This window comes from Paracoccus sp. S-4012, assembly GCF_009674885.1.
Taxonomy (GTDB): Bacteria; Pseudomonadota; Alphaproteobacteria; order Rhodobacterales; family Rhodobacteraceae; genus Paracoccus.
The window spans coordinates 663126-677493 of record NZ_WKKA01000001.1 but is presented as its reverse complement, the minus strand read 5'-3'; the positions used below and the strand labels follow the sequence as shown (position 1 = coordinate 677493).

The 14368-nt window shown below is 70.2% G+C and carries 16 protein-coding genes; 11 read left to right on the top strand and 5 right to left on the bottom strand.

Annotation, left to right across the window (positions count from 1 at the left end; genetic code table 11):
* Positions 1-869: 869 nt before the first annotated feature.
* Positions 870-2081 (bottom strand): cytochrome c3 family protein, encoded by a 1212-nt coding sequence (locus GI374_RS03290; protein ID WP_195759816.1) that lies wholly within the window; start codon positions 2079-2081, stop codon positions 870-872.
* 18 nt (positions 2082-2099) lie between these two features.
* On the opposite strand from GI374_RS03290, the gene GI374_RS03285 reads away from it, so the two are divergent.
* From GI374_RS03285 to GI374_RS03250, 9 genes are read left to right on the top strand one after another with little or no spacing between them, the layout of a single operon-like run.
* On the top strand, positions 2100-3464 hold the full coding sequence (locus GI374_RS03285) for a Na(+)-translocating NADH-quinone reductase subunit A (protein WP_229582482.1): 1365 nt from the start codon (positions 2100-2102) through the stop codon (positions 3462-3464).
* On the top strand, positions 3461-4237 hold the full coding sequence (locus GI374_RS03280; RefSeq protein WP_154335553.1) for an RnfABCDGE type electron transport complex subunit D: 777 nt from the start codon (positions 3461-3463) through the stop codon (positions 4235-4237). The genes GI374_RS03285 and GI374_RS03280 overlap by 4 nt, the downstream gene beginning before the upstream one ends.
* Positions 4230-5027, top strand: a complete 798-nt coding sequence (locus GI374_RS03275) for an FMN-binding protein (RefSeq protein WP_154335552.1) — start codon at positions 4230-4232, stop codon at positions 5025-5027. The genes GI374_RS03280 and GI374_RS03275 overlap by 8 nt, the downstream gene beginning before the upstream one ends.
* On the top strand, positions 5027-5719 hold the full coding sequence (locus tag GI374_RS03270) for an NADH:ubiquinone reductase (Na(+)-transporting) subunit D (protein WP_154335551.1): 693 nt from the start codon (positions 5027-5029) through the stop codon (positions 5717-5719). Before GI374_RS03275 ends, GI374_RS03270 begins: the two co-directional genes overlap by 1 nt.
* A complete protein-coding gene (gene nqrE, locus GI374_RS03265) occupies positions 5716-6330 on the top strand; it encodes an NADH:ubiquinone reductase (Na(+)-transporting) subunit E (protein WP_154335550.1) in 615 nt (204 codons plus the stop codon). The genes GI374_RS03270 and nqrE overlap by 4 nt, the downstream gene beginning before the upstream one ends.
* Positions 6327-7547: an NADH:ubiquinone reductase (Na(+)-transporting) subunit F gene (gene nqrF / locus GI374_RS03260; RefSeq protein ID WP_370515108.1), complete on the top strand. Its 1221-nt coding sequence runs from the start codon at positions 6327-6329 to the stop codon at positions 7545-7547. The genes nqrE and nqrF overlap by 4 nt, the downstream gene beginning before the upstream one ends.
* A 1-nt stretch (position 7548) precedes the next feature.
* Positions 7549-8523 carry an FAD:protein FMN transferase gene (locus tag GI374_RS03255; protein ID WP_154335549.1) on the top strand — a complete coding sequence of 325 codons (975 nt, stop codon included), beginning with the start codon at positions 7549-7551 and terminating at the stop codon, positions 8521-8523.
* Positions 8524-8533: 10 nt separating this feature from the next.
* Positions 8534-8692 (top strand): hypothetical protein, encoded by a 159-nt coding sequence (locus GI374_RS18805; protein WP_195759815.1) that lies wholly within the window; start codon positions 8534-8536, stop codon positions 8690-8692.
* The gene (locus tag GI374_RS03250) at positions 8689-9090 is read left to right on the top strand and encodes a CBS domain-containing protein (RefSeq protein ID WP_154335548.1); all 402 of its coding nucleotides are present in this window, start codon (positions 8689-8691) and stop codon (positions 9088-9090) included. The genes GI374_RS18805 and GI374_RS03250 overlap by 4 nt, the downstream gene beginning before the upstream one ends.
* A 45-nt stretch (positions 9091-9135) precedes the next feature.
* Here GI374_RS03250 and GI374_RS03245 read toward each other — a convergent pair whose 3' ends face one another.
* From GI374_RS03245 to GI374_RS03230, 4 genes are all read right to left on the bottom strand, one after another.
* Entirely contained in the window at positions 9136-10335 is a 1200-nt protein-coding gene (locus GI374_RS03245; protein ID WP_229582480.1) for an acetate/propionate family kinase, read from the bottom strand.
* The gene (locus GI374_RS03240) at positions 10332-11759 is read right to left on the bottom strand and encodes a bifunctional enoyl-CoA hydratase/phosphate acetyltransferase (protein WP_154335547.1); all 1428 of its coding nucleotides are present in this window, start codon (positions 11757-11759) and stop codon (positions 10332-10334) included. The genes GI374_RS03245 and GI374_RS03240 overlap by 4 nt, the downstream gene beginning before the upstream one ends.
* A gap of 77 nt (positions 11760-11836) precedes the next feature.
* A complete protein-coding gene (locus GI374_RS03235; protein ID WP_154335546.1) occupies positions 11837-12013 on the bottom strand; it encodes a hypothetical protein in 177 nt (58 codons plus the stop codon).
* A 386-nt stretch (positions 12014-12399) separates the two neighbouring features.
* A complete protein-coding gene (locus GI374_RS03230; protein WP_154335545.1) occupies positions 12400-12600 on the bottom strand; it encodes a hypothetical protein in 201 nt (66 codons plus the stop codon).
* Positions 12601-12705: 105 nt separating this feature from the next.
* Between GI374_RS03230 and GI374_RS03225 the strand changes: the two genes are divergently transcribed.
* Together GI374_RS03225 and GI374_RS03220 are read left to right on the top strand one after the other, a co-directional pair.
* Positions 12706-13233, top strand: coding sequence for a hypothetical protein (locus tag GI374_RS03225; RefSeq protein ID WP_154335544.1), 528 nt, complete (start codon positions 12706-12708; stop codon positions 13231-13233).
* A 164-nt stretch (positions 13234-13397) separates the two neighbouring features.
* Complete coding sequence (locus tag GI374_RS03220) at positions 13398-14339, top strand: GIY-YIG nuclease family protein (RefSeq protein ID WP_154335543.1); 942 nt, start codon at positions 13398-13400, stop codon at positions 14337-14339.
* Positions 14340-14368 lie beyond the last annotated feature (29 nt).

Genomic DNA, 14368 nt, shown 5'->3' with positions numbered 1-14368 from the left:
GCGAAGCGCCGCCCAGCCTGCCTTCTCGATCACCTCGTGAACGTGAACCGATCGACCCGCCCAAGGGTGCCACGGGTAGAGCACTTCGCGCTCCTCGGTCCCGTGGGCGTTCTGTAATTGAGTTGTATAACGCGGCCCGCCCCCATTCGGCACTCGGCTACGAAACCCCCGCAGCCTTCGCCGCCCAATTCGCCGCAACGGGCGATCGGCTGCACGCGATGGAAATGTTCCGCCAATCGCCCATTGCTCCCTCCGCGCAAACGGGCAAATGTCACCCGCCGGCTCTGGTTTCAGGTGGATGAAGTTCAGGGGTCACAGCAAGGTCAACGCGCCCAAGGCCGACGCTATGGTCGAGGGGCTGTGTCTGGACAATCTTGAACCACGGTGGTCGAGGGCCCCGGCAGTGGCCCGTTCCGAGGCCCTTCTTCGCCAGCGACAGCGCCGCCGGACGAAGGCGCACGGCCTGCCGCGCCAGCAGCGTTACGCGCGACATCGAGGACGTACTGTTCGGGCGATTGCCGGGACCGCCACGCTGATCCTGGCGACAACAAGGAATGTGCTGGAGATAATCGGGCTTGCCCCCTGTCTCGCGGCGCGGCCTTCGTGTTTCGCACGAAGCGTGCCGTGCGCATCAAGATCCTGATCTGGGACACGAACCGGACACCACTTCGATTCAACCAACGCTGAAGGCAAACGTGCAGCCTCCCAAGCGACCGCGGAGAGAACCCAAGAGCCCGGCACGCAGGACAAACAGGCGTTTGGTTCGGGAGACTCGAGCGCCTCGGCCATCATCGCGTGTCAGTAAGGAGTATTGCGTTGGCGATTGTGGACTTGCTGCAGCCGGCCGGGCCGACGCCTACCGCTGCCCGTCAGCGCAGCATGCCGAGCGCCTCGAAATCGACGTTCAGCGGCCCGGACAGGTCCTCGATCGAGTCGTGCAGCAGTTGCAGCGCATAGGGCGGGTTGTGGACGTGGATGCCGGGGTCCGCGTTCACGAACTTCCAGTTGTAGGCGGCGCGCAGCAGCCGCGGCGTCCAGCTTCCATAAGGAACCGAGGCGCCGTCCCGCTGGTCAGCCAGCCCGTCGCCATTGGCGTCGGCGAAGAAAAAGGGGTGGCGCGCCGCGTCATAGATCATCGGCGTGCCTGCCACGGTGGCGGCATAGTCCTGCGCCATCGCGAGCAGCCGGGCGGCGTTGGCAGCGATGTCGGCGTGGATGCCTTTAGCGGTGTCGCCGCTGCCGTCATAGCTCTGCCGGGCGATGCGGATCTGGCTGGCCTCGCCGGTCTGGTGGCAGGTGAGGCAGGAGGCCTCGGCCACCTCGAGGCTGTGGGGCTCGTGGCAGGAGTTGCAGGTGGCGACCGGGGCGGCGTGCAGGAAGCGCCCGGCGTAGTCGCGGCCCGGATAGTGGTAACCCAAGGCGCCGTAGCCGCCGAGCCAGCTCGCCGCGGCGATGGCGTAGTGCGGATTGATGAAGCTGAGCGTCGGGTCGGGGAGGTCGTCGTCCTTGCCCGCCGTCGCCGCCTCGACCTGCGCGCCCGAGGCGCGGCCCTGGTGGCAAGTGAGGCACGTCACCTCGCCTGAGGGCGCCGGGTGCATCATCCCGTTCGGCAGCGCCACCTCGCTGATCTGCGCGAGCCCCGGATTGTGACAGGTGCCGCAGTCCACGACACCCCCGGTCGGCACCGGATCCCGCAGCGGCCCCGGCTCGCCGCCGTCGAGGCCGTGATAGGCGCGAAAGCCGATGCCGGAGTGGCAGTTGGCGCAGACCGGCGGGATCTCGCCCTGCTCGTTCCAGTGGCTGAAGGACTCCGATGTCGGGTTGGCATGGGCCGAGCGCGCCCAAGCGGCGATCTCGTCGGCGTTCGGGACCGGAATGCTCTGTGGGCTGAAGGGCCCCGAGGGCGGAATCACCCAGGGCGTCTGCGAGGGCTGTGTTGCAGGCGTCTCCGCGGGGTCGATCACGGCGGGGGCGCCGCCCGCGCCGACGGTCGGAGGAGCATCCTGCGCGAGGGCGGCCTGCGCGCCAAGCGCGAGGGTCAGGGCGAGAAGCTGCGCCAACGGGCCGCCGGGCAGGTGCATGGAGTTGGTCCTCCGATCATGCTAACGACGCCCGACACGATAGCCGAAGGCGGCCGGACCGACAACGACGCGGACGGGCCGGGGTTTGGACAAGGGGGCCGAGACGCGATGCGATGGCCGGGCGGTGCAGGGCTGGTGATCGAGGCGGGGACGGTCCCGGACCCCGCCCTGTCGCCCGTGGAGGTGATCGCCGACGAGGCGGCGCTGCTGCCGGAGCCGGGCCAGACCCTGCGCCTCGAGCCGCTGGTCGAGGCGGGGGCGGAGGTGGCGCAGGGCGCGCCGCTTGCCCGTTTGCGCCAGGCGCCGCAGATCGCGCTGACCGCGCCGATGCCCGGCCGGGTGGCAGCGCTCGACCTCGCGCCGGGGCGGATCCTGTCGCAGATCGTGCTGTTCCATGAGCCGGAGGCCGGGCGGCATGAGCATGTGGTTGCCGCCAACGCGGAAGGCCTGCGCGCGGCGCTGCAGGGCGCCGGCGTCTGGCGCCTGATCCGCCGCCGTCCCTTTGGCGGCATGCCGCCCCCGGACGAGCGTCCCGTCGCCATCGCCGTCATGGCCGTGGACAGCCGCCCCGGCGCCCCCGACCCGCTGCTGGCGATCTCGGAGGCAGGTGAAGCCTTCGCGCGCGGCCTGACGGTGCTTGGCAGTTTGACAGACGGCCCGGTTCTCGTGGTCCTGCCGGTCGGCGCCGGGATCGCCGGGATGCCTGACCTCGGCGGGCGCTTGCGGCGGGTGATCGCCGCGGAGGGGCATCCTCATGGCCTCGCCGGGATGCAGGTCCACACTCACCATCCCGCTTCCACCACCGCGCCGGTCTGGGACATCCATGCCGAGGACGTGGCCGGCATCGGCAGCTTCGTGGAAACCGGCCTCGTCCCCGCGGCCCGCCTCGTCGCGGTCGGCGGCGACGGGCTGCGGGCGGCGCGGCTGGTCCGCACTCAACCCGGCGCGCATCTGGGCGCGCTCAGCCGGCACCTGCTCAGTCCCGGCGCGCATCGCGTGTTCAGCGGCTCGTTCCTCGAAGGGCGCGAGCAGGCGTTTCTCGGCCCGCGTGACCGGCAGGTCACGGTGCTTGCGCGCCCGCCCACGCCCGCAGCCCCGCGCAGGCCGCACTGGTTCCTCACCGCCCTCGGTGGCGCCTCGCGGCCGCGGCCGCTGATCCCGACCGCGGCGCTCGACCGCTCGCTCGGCGGGAGCCTGCCCGCGGTGCCGCTGCTGCGCGCGATTTCGGCCGGCGACGCCGAGGGCGCGGCGCGGCTCGGCGCGCTGTCGCTGTTGCCCGAGGATCTGGCGCTCGCCGACTACGTCGCCGCCGCGGCGCCACCCTTCTCGGCCATGTTCACAAGCCTCCTCGCCCGCATGGCCGAGGAGGCGGGGCCGGCATGAGGCGCGGGCTTTGGGACCGCGAGACGGTGGCGCTGCTGCTCATCGCGGCGGTGCTGCCGATGGCGGCGGCCTGGCTCTGGTGGGGCGGCGCGGGCGCGGCCGGGCGGCTCGTTTGGGCGCTCGCGGTCTCCGGCGCGTGGCACCTGGTCTTCATGCTGGCCCGCGCGCAGCCGCCCTCCTTCGCGGGCGCGCTCGCGGGGTTCGCGGTGGCGGTGCTGTCGCCGGAGGCGGGGCCGCTGCAGCTCGCCTTGGGCATCACCTTCGGCATGGTGCTGGGCGAACTGGTCTTCGGCGGCTGGGGGCGCAACTTCCTGCACCCAGCGGCCGCGACAGCGATGTTTCTCGGCTTCGGTTATCCCACGGCAGCCTGGCCCGCGCTGGTCCTGCCGGTCGCCTGGGCCGCGATCCCGGCGGTGCTGATCGGCGTGGCGTTCGGCGTCATGCCGTGGCGCACGGCGGCCGGTGCGGTGCTCGCCGGGGCGGTCGCCGTGACCTTCGGGCCGCCCGGTCTCGCGCCCTTCGCCGCCGCGGGGGCGGTGGTGCTGGCGCTGATCGTCCTCGATCCGGTGGCCGGGGCCGCGACCTCGGTCGGCCGCTGGTTGCACGGGGCGTCCTATGCGGGCTTCCTCGCCCTCTTCGCCACCGGCTGGGTCGGGGTGGCGCCGGTGCAGGCGGCGGTGACGGCGGCATTCCTCGCCGCCCTCGCCGCGCCGTTGCTCGACGAGATCGCCATTCAAGCCTGGCTGATGCAGAGACGGAGGCGGCATGGCTGACCTGAACCCGGTGCGGGCCTGGCGGCGGATGCTGGCGCTGCCGAACGAGAGCCGGACCAAGACCCTGATCGTGGCCTTCCTCGTCGCCGCCGCGTCCACGCTGCTGCTGAGCGGCGCCACGGTCCTGCTGCGCCCGATCCAGGCCCAGAATCGCGCCGCCGAGGCGCAGGCGCAGCTGGCTGCGCTCATCGGCGGGATTCCGGGGATGACCGACCTGCTGCAGGCCGCGGGCGGGCAGCTCTCGACCGTGGTGATCGACCTCGAGCGCGGCGCGGCGGCGCAGGGGGTCACGCCCGAGAACCTGGAGGAGGTGCTGGCCGAGGGCAGCAACTGGACCCAGCTCGCGCCGGGCGAGGATCTCGCCGGTCTCGGCCGCCGCCCCGACTTCGCCCGGATCTACCTGCTGCGCGAGGGCGACGCGATCCGCCTGCTGCTGCTGCCGATGGCGGGCGCGGGCTACAACGGCACCATCAACACGATCATGGCTCTGCAGGGCGACCTCTCCACGGTCGCTGGCTTCGCCATCATGGAACACCGCGAGACACCCGGCCTCGGCGCGCGGATCGATGAACCCGCCTGGCTGGCGCAGTTCGTCGGCCGCCAGACCCGTGACGAGCGCGGCCAGTTGCGCTTCGCCGTCGCCCGCGGCCCGGCCGGCAGCGTCCATGAGGTGGACGGCATCACCGGCGCGACGCGGACAACCAACGGCATCTCGCAGATGGTGCGCTTCTGGCTCGGCCCGCAGGGCTACGGGCCGCTCCTCGAGGCGATCCGGCGGGGGGAGTTCTGATGGCCGACGTCACCCCCGCCCTGCGTCCACGACCGCAGCGCCTCTGGCGGATCGTCTCCGAGCCGCTGATCCGGCAGAACCCGGTCACCGTCCAGATCCTCGGCATCTGCTCGGCCCTCGCCGTCACCACGCAGCTTGCGACCGCGCTCACGATGGCCGCGGCGCTGACGGCGGTCGTCGTGATGGCTGCGGGGATCATCTCGCTGATCCGCCACCACATCCCGAACTCGATCCGGCTGATCGTGCAGATCGTCATCATCGCGGCCCTCGTCGGCGTGATCGACCAGCTGCTGCGCGCCTTCCTGCCCGACATCAGCCGCAGGCTCTCGGTCTTCGTGAGCCTCATCACCACCAACTGCATCGTCATGGGCCACACCGAATCCTTCGCCCGCCGCAACCCGCCGCTGCCGGCGATGGCCGACGCGCTCGGCAGCGGACTGGGCTACTCGCTCGTCCTCGTCACCATCGGCGCGCTGCGCGAGCTGTTCGGCTCTGGCACGCTGATGGGCCAGCCCGTGCTGCCCACGGTCGAGCAGGGTGGCTGGTTCGAGCCGTTGAGCCTGATGCTGCTGGCGCCGAGCGCCTTCTTCATGCTGGGCCTGCTGGTCTGGGCGGTCCGCAGCTGGCGTCCCGAGCAGGCCGAGCCCTTGGACTTCGCGCCCCCGCTGCGGGCCGAGGAAGTGCTGCGATGAACGATCTCGGCGCCCTCTTCATGCGCGCGGCCCTGGCCGAGAACATGCCGCTGACCTTCTTCCTCGGCCTCTGCACCTTTCTCGCACTCTCGCGCCGACCCGGCACCGCGTTGGGCCTCGGCGTGGCGATGATCGTGGTCCTCGGGGTCGCCACGCCGCTCAACCACATCGTCTATCGCGCGCTACTGGCCCCCGGCGCTTGGGCCTGGGCCGGGCTGCGGGAGGTGGACCTCTCCTATCTCTCGCTGCTGGTCTTCATCGGCATCATCGCCGCCCTCGTGCAGCTTCTCGAGATGCTGATGGACCGCTTCATGCCGGGGCTGCACGCCGCCTTCGGGGTGTTCTTGCCGTTGCTGGCGATCCAGTGCGCGATCATCGCGGGCAGCCTATTCATGGTCGAGCGGCGCTACAATCTCGCGGAATCCGCCGTCTTCGGCCTCGGCGCGGGCGCGGGCTTCGCGCTCGCCGTGGTGATGCTGGCGGCGATCCGCACGCGGCTGGCCTATGCCGACCTGCCCGCGGGGCTGCGCGGTCTCGGCATGACCTTCATTCTCGCCGGGCTGATGTCGCTCGGCTTCTCGGCCTTCGCGCAGCTGGTGGTTCTGTCGTGACCGAGGTCGGGCTCGCCCTCGCGGTGGTCGCGGTGCTGCTGGTCGGCATGACCGCGGGCCTCGTGGCCGCGCGGCGGCGGCTGATCCCGCAGGAGGCGCTGACCGTCACGGTGAACGAGGCCAGCCGCATTCCCGCTAATCGCGGCGACAAGCTGCTGACGGTGCTGCATGGCGCCGGCATCGGCATCCCCGCGGCCTGCGGCGGCAGCGGCACCTGCGGCCTCTGCCGCGTCACCGCCGAGGGGCCGGGCGTGGGCGAGCCGCAGGCGACTGAGACGGGCCTGCTGTCCGCGGCCGAGCGGCGGGCGCATGTGCGCCTTGCCTGTCAGGTCAGCCTGCGCGGGCCGGCCCGGGTGACGGTCGCGGCCGACATCCTGGAGGCCGAGACGCTGACCGGGCTGGTGCTCTCGAACCGTCAGCTGGCGCCGCTGATCCGCGAGCTGGTCATCGCGATGCCGCCCGGGCAGGAGCTCGACTTCCGCGCCGGCGGCTTCATGCAGCTGACCGCGCCGCCCTACACGCTGGACTTCGCCGCAATCGGGATCGAGCCCGCCTATGCCGAGGACTGGCGCATCGCCGGCTGGGACATGATCCGCACGGTCTCGCACGAGCGGGTGACGCGCGCCTATTCCATCGCCAGCCGCCCCGAGGACCGCGACCGCGTGGTCTTCAACATCCGCCTCGCCGTGCCGCCCGCCGGGCGCGAGCAGGAGGTGCCGCCGGGGATCGTCTCGTCCTGGCTCTTCGCGCTGAAGGCCGGCGACCGGGTCGAGATGTCTGGGCCGTTCGGCGAGTTCCACGTCCAGCCCACGAACCGGGAGATGGTCTTCATCGGCGGCGGCGTCGGCATGGCGCCACTGCGGGCGATGATCCACGAGCAGGTCGCGCTCGGCGGCGAGCGGAAGATGACCTATTTCTACGGCGCCCGCTCGCGCATCGACCTGTTCTACACCGAGGAACTCGACGCCATCGCCGCCGCCAACCCGCGATTCCGCTGGGTTCCCGCCCTGTCCGACCCGGCGCCCGGCGACCGCTGGACCGGCGCCACCGGCTTCATCCACGAGACCGTGCGTGCCCACCTGCGCCGCCACCCGGCGCCGGAGGATTGCGAATACTACCTCTGCGGCCCGCCGGTGATGATCTCGGCGGTGCTCGGTGTGCTGGCCTCGCTCGGGGTGGAGCCGGCGTCCATCTTCAACGACGATTTCGGAGCGTGACATGACGACGAGCTTCCGCCCGACGCGCCGCTTGTTTCTCGCCACCGGGCTGACCGCCCTCGCAGCACCCGCGCTCGGGCGGAGCGCCCCGGTGGTCGAGGTGCTGGACGGCCGCGCCTTCGGCAGCCACTGGCGGGTGACGCTGCCGGCCGGGCGCAATGCGGGGCGGCACCGGCCGGCGATCGAGGCGCTGCTGGCCGATATCGACGCGCAGATGTCGCCGTGGCAGCCGGACAGCGCGGTGAGCGCCTTCAACGCCGCGCCGCGGGGCGAGCATCCGGCCCCCGCCGACCTCGCCGGTGTGACCGCCACCGCACTCGCCATCGCGGCGGAGAGCGGCGGCTGGTTCGACCCCACGGTCGGCCCCCTCGTCGCCCACTGGGGCTTCGGCCCGATCCGCGGCAGCGAGCGGCCGGACTGGCGCGGGCTCTCCGCCGGCGAGGGGCATCTGGCCAAGGCCGAGGCGGGCCTGACGCTCGACCTCTGCGGCATCGTCAAGGGTTTCGCGCTCGACCGGGTGGTGGCGCTGCTCGAAGCGGCGGGGGAGCGCGACCTGCTGGCCGACCTCGGCGGCGAGCTGGCGGCGCGGGGGCGTCACCCCTCGGGTCGCGGATGGTCCGTGGCGGTGGAGGAAGCCCGGCGCGGCCTGCCGGGAGGCGCGGCGGCGCTGCTGCGGCTGGACAGCGCGGCGGTGGCGACCTCGGGCCTTGCGGCGCAGCGCTACGAGATCGGCGGGCAGCGGGTCGGCCACATCATCGACCCGCGCGCCCGCGCGCCGCAGGCGGGGCGGCTCGCCTCCGTCACCGTCGCCGCCGCCGACGCCACCCGCGCCGACGCCTGGGCCACGGCGCTGTTCGCGGCGGGCGAGGTGGAGGGACCGGCGCTTGCAACCCGCGCCGGGCTCGATGCACTGTTCCTGATCGACGGGGAGGCTGTCTCGGTCACGACCGGGTCAATTGCCGCCCGGCTGGTCTGAGGAAGCGGCCATGGAGTTCCTGCTTGCCCTCGCCCTCGTGCTCCTCGCCTGCCTCGGGCTGGGCCTCGGCCTCCTTTTCGGCCACGGCCCCGTCAGGCGCAGCTGCGGCGGCTGCGATGCGGCCTCGCGCTGCGCCGCCTGTCCGAACCGCGCCGGGGACCAGCCATGAACACCACCGCCCCAACCACGATCGCCCATGTCCTGCACCGCGTCGCCCGCCCGCTCTCCCCCGAGACGCAGATCCGCGAGGCGGCGCAGCGGCTCGTCGACGGCGGCCTCGCGGCGCTGCCGGTGCTGGATGATGCTGGGCGGCTGGTCGGCATCCTGACGCAGAAGGACTGCTTCGTGCCGGCGGTCAGTGCGTCCTACTACCGGACCTGGAAGGGCGCGGTGGCCGATCACATGGCGCGCGAGGTCCAGACGCTCGAGGCGGGCACAGAAATCGTTGAGGCGGCGCGGGTCTTTGCAGAGAGCCCGCACCGCGTCCTGGTCGTCATGCACGAGGGCGCCGTCGCCGGGATGCTGGACCGCTCGGACGTGCTCGCCGCCGTGCTGGCCATGTCCTGAAGGCTCCGCGCTCGCGGCTGCGCTCGAGGCTGCGCTGACGGCTAGTCAGGCCGGGATCGCTGCGCGGAGCAGCGAGAGCGTGTGGCGGGCGATCATCAGTTCCTCGTCCGTCGGGATGACGTAGATCGCAATCCGGCTCGCCGCCGTGGAGATCAGCGGTACGGCGGCGGCATTCGCTGCCGGGTCGAGCTCGGCCCCCAGCCAGGCGAGACGCTCGATGATGCGGGCCCGGATAGCGGGCGCGTTCTCGCCGATGCCCGCGGTGAACACGAACGCATCGAGCCCGCCCAACGCGGCTGCGAGCATGCCGGCGCTGAGCGCGGCGCGATAGACAAAATGGTCTATGGCATGGCCGGCCTTCGGATCGGTGGACTCCATCAGGGTGCGCATGTCGCTGCTGATGCCCGAGAGCCCCTTGAGGCCCGAGCCGTGATAGAGCAGGTCGGACACGGCCTGCGGGCTCATGCCCCTGTCGGCGATGAGGTGCAGCACGATGCCGGGATCGAGTTGGCCCGGACGCGTGCCCATGACTAGGCCATCGAGTGCGGTGAAGCCCATCGTGCTATCGATGCTACGGCCGTCCTTGATCGCGCACATCGAGGCGCCGCTGCCGAGATGCGCAACGATCACCCGGCCCGCCGCCGCCTCGGGCGCCAGCGTTCGGAGCCGCTCGGTCACGAACTCATAGGAAAGGCCGTGGAAGCCGTAACGGCGCACGCCTTCATCGTAGTAAGAGCGCGGCAGGGCGTAGGCATCGGCGAGAGCGGGGTGCCCCCGGTGGAACGCGGTGTCGAAGCAGGCGACCTGCGGGAGTTCCGGGCTGATCGCCATCGCCTGCCGGATCGGCGCGAGATTGTTGGGCTGGTGCAGCGGTGCAAGCTCCTGCAGCGCCGCCAGCCGCTCGAGCACGGTCGCATCGAGCAGGGTCGGGCGCACGTAATCCGCGCCGCCGTGGACGACACGGTGGCCGATCGCAATCAAGTTCAGCCCGGCCAGTCCAGCCAGCCAGGCGCGGGTTTCGGTGAGCGCCGCCGGAAGGTCTGGAATCGCCTCAGGCGCATAGGCGCGTGAAACCAGCTCCTGTCCATCCTCCCCGCTGGCGCGAAGCCGGGGTCGGACGCCGATCCCGTCCAGTTTTCCGCGGACCCGCCGCTCAAGACAGCCGTCTTCGATCGCGAAGATCTGGAACTTCAGGCTCGACGACCCGGCGTTGATCACGAGGATCGACTGCATCGAAAGCTTCATGGCGGGCTGACGCGGTAGTGATGCGCAAGCATCAGCGCGATGGCGCAGGAGGCGAGTCGGGTGTCGCGCGCGTCCGCGCGGCTGGTCAGCACGATCGGCACTTTCGCGCCGAGCGCGATCCCTGCGGTGTCCGCGCCACCGAGATACTCGAGCTGCTTGGCGAGCATGTTGCCGCTTTCGAGGTCGGGCACGACGAGGATGTCGGCCTGCCCTGCGACCGGCGAGACGATGCCCTTGATATGCGCCGCCGCGGGCGACACAGCGTTGTCGAAGGCCAGCGGGCCGTCCAGCAACGCCCCCGTGATCTGACCGCGGTCGGCCATCTTGCAGAGCGCGGCGGCATCGAGCGTCGCCGGCATCGTCGGCGAGACAGTCTCGACCGCCGCGAGGATCGCCACCCGCGGCGTCTGGATACCCAGCACGTGCGCCAGATCTATGGCGTTCCTGACGATGTCGGCCTTCTCGCTCAGGGTCGGCGCGATGTTCACGGCCGCATCGGTGATGATGAACGGGCGCGGGTAGGCCGAGGTCTGCATGACGAAGCAGTGCGTGACGCGCCGCTTGGTCCGCAGTCCACCTCTCGCGGCGATCACCGCACCCATCAGTTCGTCCGTATGCAGGCTGCCCTTCACCAGCACCTCGACTTCGCCAGCCGCGGCGAGTTCCACCGCCCGCTCTGCGGCCGCGTGGCTGTGCTGCACGTCCTCCACACGCAGGCCGTCGAGGTCGAGCCCAGCCTCGTCCGCGAACGCTTCGAGCCGCGCCCGCGGTGCCACCAGCACCGGATCGATCAGGCCCGCATCCCGCGCGTCGAACACTGACGAGAGGCTGATGGCGTCGCAGGGATGGACGATGGCGGCTCGGACGGCGCCCATGGATCTCACATGCTCGAGCAGCCTTGCCGTGCCGTGGTTCGCGACCGTCAGTTTTATCTCCGGCAAGGACGCGCGCGCCCAGGTGACGCGATCGGCCGGGGCGATCAGGTCCACCCAGCCCTCCAGCACCACATCACCCTGCTGGTTCGTGCAGCGGCAATCTGCGCGGACTCGCCGGCTCGCGGCATCGCGCTCGACGATCTCGACCCGCGTGGTGATGGTGTCACCCGGACGGATCGCCCCGAGGAACGCGAGGCTCTCGCCAAGATAGGTGGCGCCCGGGCCAGGCAGGCGGGTGCCCAGCACCATCGCGATCAGGGCGCTGCCCCACATGCCGTGAGCGATCATCCCGTCGAGATGCTTGACGGCGGCACTGTCCGCATCGACCGAATCACGGTCGGCAAAGCCGGTCAGGACGGCGATAACCCGGATGTCCGCTGCGCTCAGTGTCCGCTCGACCGAGGCGGTGTCGCCGAGCGAGATCTCGTCGAATGTCTTGTTCTGAAGAACGGCGATCTCGCCCATCGGCGAGGCTTCTGTCTCAGGCATCGGAACCTCCTCGGCGCGGCGCTCGGACAGCCCCGCGATCGGTTGCAGCGCCGTTCACGCGCGGCAGCCCGCGATAGTCAACCTTCGTTGCGAAGCCGTGTTTTCATCCAGCCGCCGCCTTCGCGCCGCGTTGCGACCTTGCTCAACTCGCGTTCCCGCAGGACCAGGCTCGGGACCGCGGTGCAGAACAGCCAGCCACCGGCAGAGAGTGCAGTAGTCGAAAAGTCCGGCTGCAGGAACGGCAAATAGATCACGCTCGCCGGGTGCCCTCAGGAACGGTGCGCCCTTCGCGGAACTGCCCCTCGCCTCCCCACCGTTGCAGGACCCGATGCTGCGACGTCCCGTGGCGATCGCAGATGGTCAGTATCCTGGCGCTGGTCCTGAGCATGATGAACAGGCTCTGCTGGTTGCTGTGAATGGTTCCGGCCGAAGGCGTCCCGAGAAAGACCCATGTTCTGAATCATGCTGCACAGACTGATTGACAGCAAGATGACCGCGGTCCGAACATCGACACACTGGAAGCGCTGATCCTGCCCGATGAGCCGAAGGCCAACGTCGAACGCTATGACGGCCTGCGGGCCCGCGGGAGACCGCCATGCGTAATGATCCCGCCAGCAGAACGTTCTCAAACCGCGCCGCGTCAGCCCTCATCCCGCCTGACGCCTTTCAGGAAATCTGCCATCACGCGGCGAATGACCTCGGGGCGTGTGGGGAGATCCTCGAGTGTCCTGCGATAATCATCGATCTCCCGGATCATCTCACGAGACATCCTGATCGTCACCGGCTCCGTATCCGCCACCGGGCGGCCCATCTTTTTTTGCATCGGCACGAAATTCCTCATCTGAGGGGTTGACTTCATGCCTACACGGTAACAGCATGGGCGAGCCGAAGCAAGGGCGGCAACCCTCGCTCCGGCTCTGACCACCACGATCCTTGGGAGATCACGATGGCTAACGACATGCCTAACATGCCTCTGCAGGCCGCTGAAGTGGCCAGCTTCACGACCCCGCTCGCGTCCTGCTTCTCCACCTTGCTGACCGCGCTCGCGAACTTCGTCAGCGCCGAGAGCGACCTGTCCGATGTGGACTACTGGGATCCCGCTTATTCGCGCTGGCGGCACGACGCAGAGTCTGCGCAGGACGAAGTCGTCGACGCTCTGCGGAGCGTCCACGGCGCCGGCGTGAAGCGGCCCGAAGATGTTCCGATGCGACGGCTTGCCCTTCTCGTCGACGGCATGATGGGCTCCGACAATCGCCGCGACTTCGATCGCCTGCACCGGCTGACCTCTTCGAACGCCGCCCTGTTCCGGTGTGCTGGCAGCAGCACGGCGGCTCGTCGGGTCGACAACATGCTGGTCGCTGGCCTTGCGCTTGTCGACGAACTCGCGGGGCTGGATCTCTACCGCGGGTCCTCTCCCGAGGATGATCCGGGTGATCGCTGCCGGCGGGACGAACTGCTGCCGGCGCTGAGCTGAGCCCCGATGTCTGGCTCAGGCGGCCCTGCTCTCTCCTGGAGAGCCGGGTCGTTCGAAGTCAGTCGAAGCTCTCCGCACCCGCAAATCCGAATTGACGGTCAGGTGGCCGCCGCCAGAACGGTCGCACCTGCCTGAAGCTTTCACCCATTCAGGGAGGCACCCCCATGCACCACTCTCATGACAACAGCATCATCATTGCCGGCGAGGCCCTGCCGGTCATCGACATGCCGATCCACGATCGCTGGCGCGAAGCGGCTGACCGGCGTGGCTTCGACATCACCGCGCGTGTCGCCGATCGCTACGCCCTCGCCCTCACCTGCCGCCGGTGCGGCGAGCTCTCGCGCACCCGGCTATTCGTGCTGATGCAGCATCGGCCCCGCTGCGCGCACTGCATCGAAGCAGCCTGGCGGCAGGAGGCGGCATCGGCCGGTCTCACCTTCCTGCGCCGAGATCCGGGCAGCACCGCTTATGCGTGGTATCGGCTCCCCTGCGGGCATGACGCGCGGCGCCAAATTGGGCTGATCACGCGTGTCGCCGCAGGCGAGACGGGACTGCGCTGCGCGACGTGTCAGGAAGCCGTGGAGGCAGCCGAGGCCCAGGCCGTTGGGTGGGAACTCGTGGGCCCCGATCCGAAGGGTGACACGAACTACCGCCAATACAGGCACGCATGCGGCCACCAGCAACGCATCGCCCGCGGCAATGTCAGAAGCCAGCGCTTCGACTGTGCCGGATGCGGGGTCACGTGGACTGCAGCGCCCAGTTTCATCTACCTTTTCCGTGTGCTCCTGCCCAACGGAATGCGGGTCCTCAAGCTCGGCTTCTCCAGGAACCCTCAATCCCGCTTGCAGCATCAGCTGCTCGGCGATCGCGATCTCGCCTGCCATGTCCTGCGCGTCGTTGCGATGCCCAGCGGTCATGACGCGATCCGCACCGAGAAGCGTCTCCATGCCAGGCTGCGTCGCCGCTTCCCCGACGCTGTCATTGACGCGAAGGACTTCGCAGGCGCGCTCACGGTCGTGACGGAGGTCTACGCCGAGTGGCTCGAAGCCGAGATTCAGCAGCTGCTCGACGGCATCGAAGAGGACTCCGATGATGACGGCGCCTGAACGGACAGCCTGAGACGGGGGCGCGGCGG

Coding starts and splice junctions, on each gene's coding strand:
- GI374_RS03290 (WP_195759816.1), bottom strand. CDS start 2,081: ATGCACCTGCCCGGCGGCCCGTTGGCGCAGCTTCTCGCCCTGACCCTC.
- GI374_RS03280 (WP_154335553.1), top strand. CDS start 3,461: ATGAGGCGCGGGCTTTGGGACCGCGAGACGGTGGCGCTGCTGCTCATC.
- GI374_RS03230 (WP_154335545.1), bottom strand. CDS start 12,600: ATGAGGAATTTCGTGCCGATGCAAAAAAAGATGGGCCGCCCGGTGGCG.
- GI374_RS03275 (WP_154335552.1), top strand. CDS start 4,230: ATGGCTGACCTGAACCCGGTGCGGGCCTGGCGGCGGATGCTGGCGCTG.
- GI374_RS03285 (WP_229582482.1), top strand. CDS start 2,100: ATGCTAACGACGCCCGACACGATAGCCGAAGGCGGCCGGACCGACAAC.
- GI374_RS03250 (WP_154335548.1), top strand. CDS start 8,689: ATGAACACCACCGCCCCAACCACGATCGCCCATGTCCTGCACCGCGTC.
- GI374_RS03225 (WP_154335544.1), top strand. CDS start 12,706: ATGGCTAACGACATGCCTAACATGCCTCTGCAGGCCGCTGAAGTGGCC.
- GI374_RS03240 (WP_154335547.1), bottom strand. CDS start 11,759: ATGCCTGAGACAGAAGCCTCGCCGATGGGCGAGATCGCCGTTCTTCAG.
- GI374_RS03220 (WP_154335543.1), top strand. CDS start 13,398: ATGCACCACTCTCATGACAACAGCATCATCATTGCCGGCGAGGCCCTG.
- GI374_RS03270 (WP_154335551.1), top strand. CDS start 5,027: ATGGCCGACGTCACCCCCGCCCTGCGTCCACGACCGCAGCGCCTCTGG.
- nqrE (WP_154335550.1), top strand. CDS start 5,716: ATGAACGATCTCGGCGCCCTCTTCATGCGCGCGGCCCTGGCCGAGAAC.
- GI374_RS03255 (WP_154335549.1), top strand. CDS start 7,549: ATGACGACGAGCTTCCGCCCGACGCGCCGCTTGTTTCTCGCCACCGGG.
- GI374_RS18805 (WP_195759815.1), top strand. CDS start 8,534: ATGGAGTTCCTGCTTGCCCTCGCCCTCGTGCTCCTCGCCTGCCTCGGG.
- GI374_RS03245 (WP_229582480.1), bottom strand. CDS start 10,335: ATGAAGCTTTCGATGCAGTCGATCCTCGTGATCAACGCCGGGTCGTCG.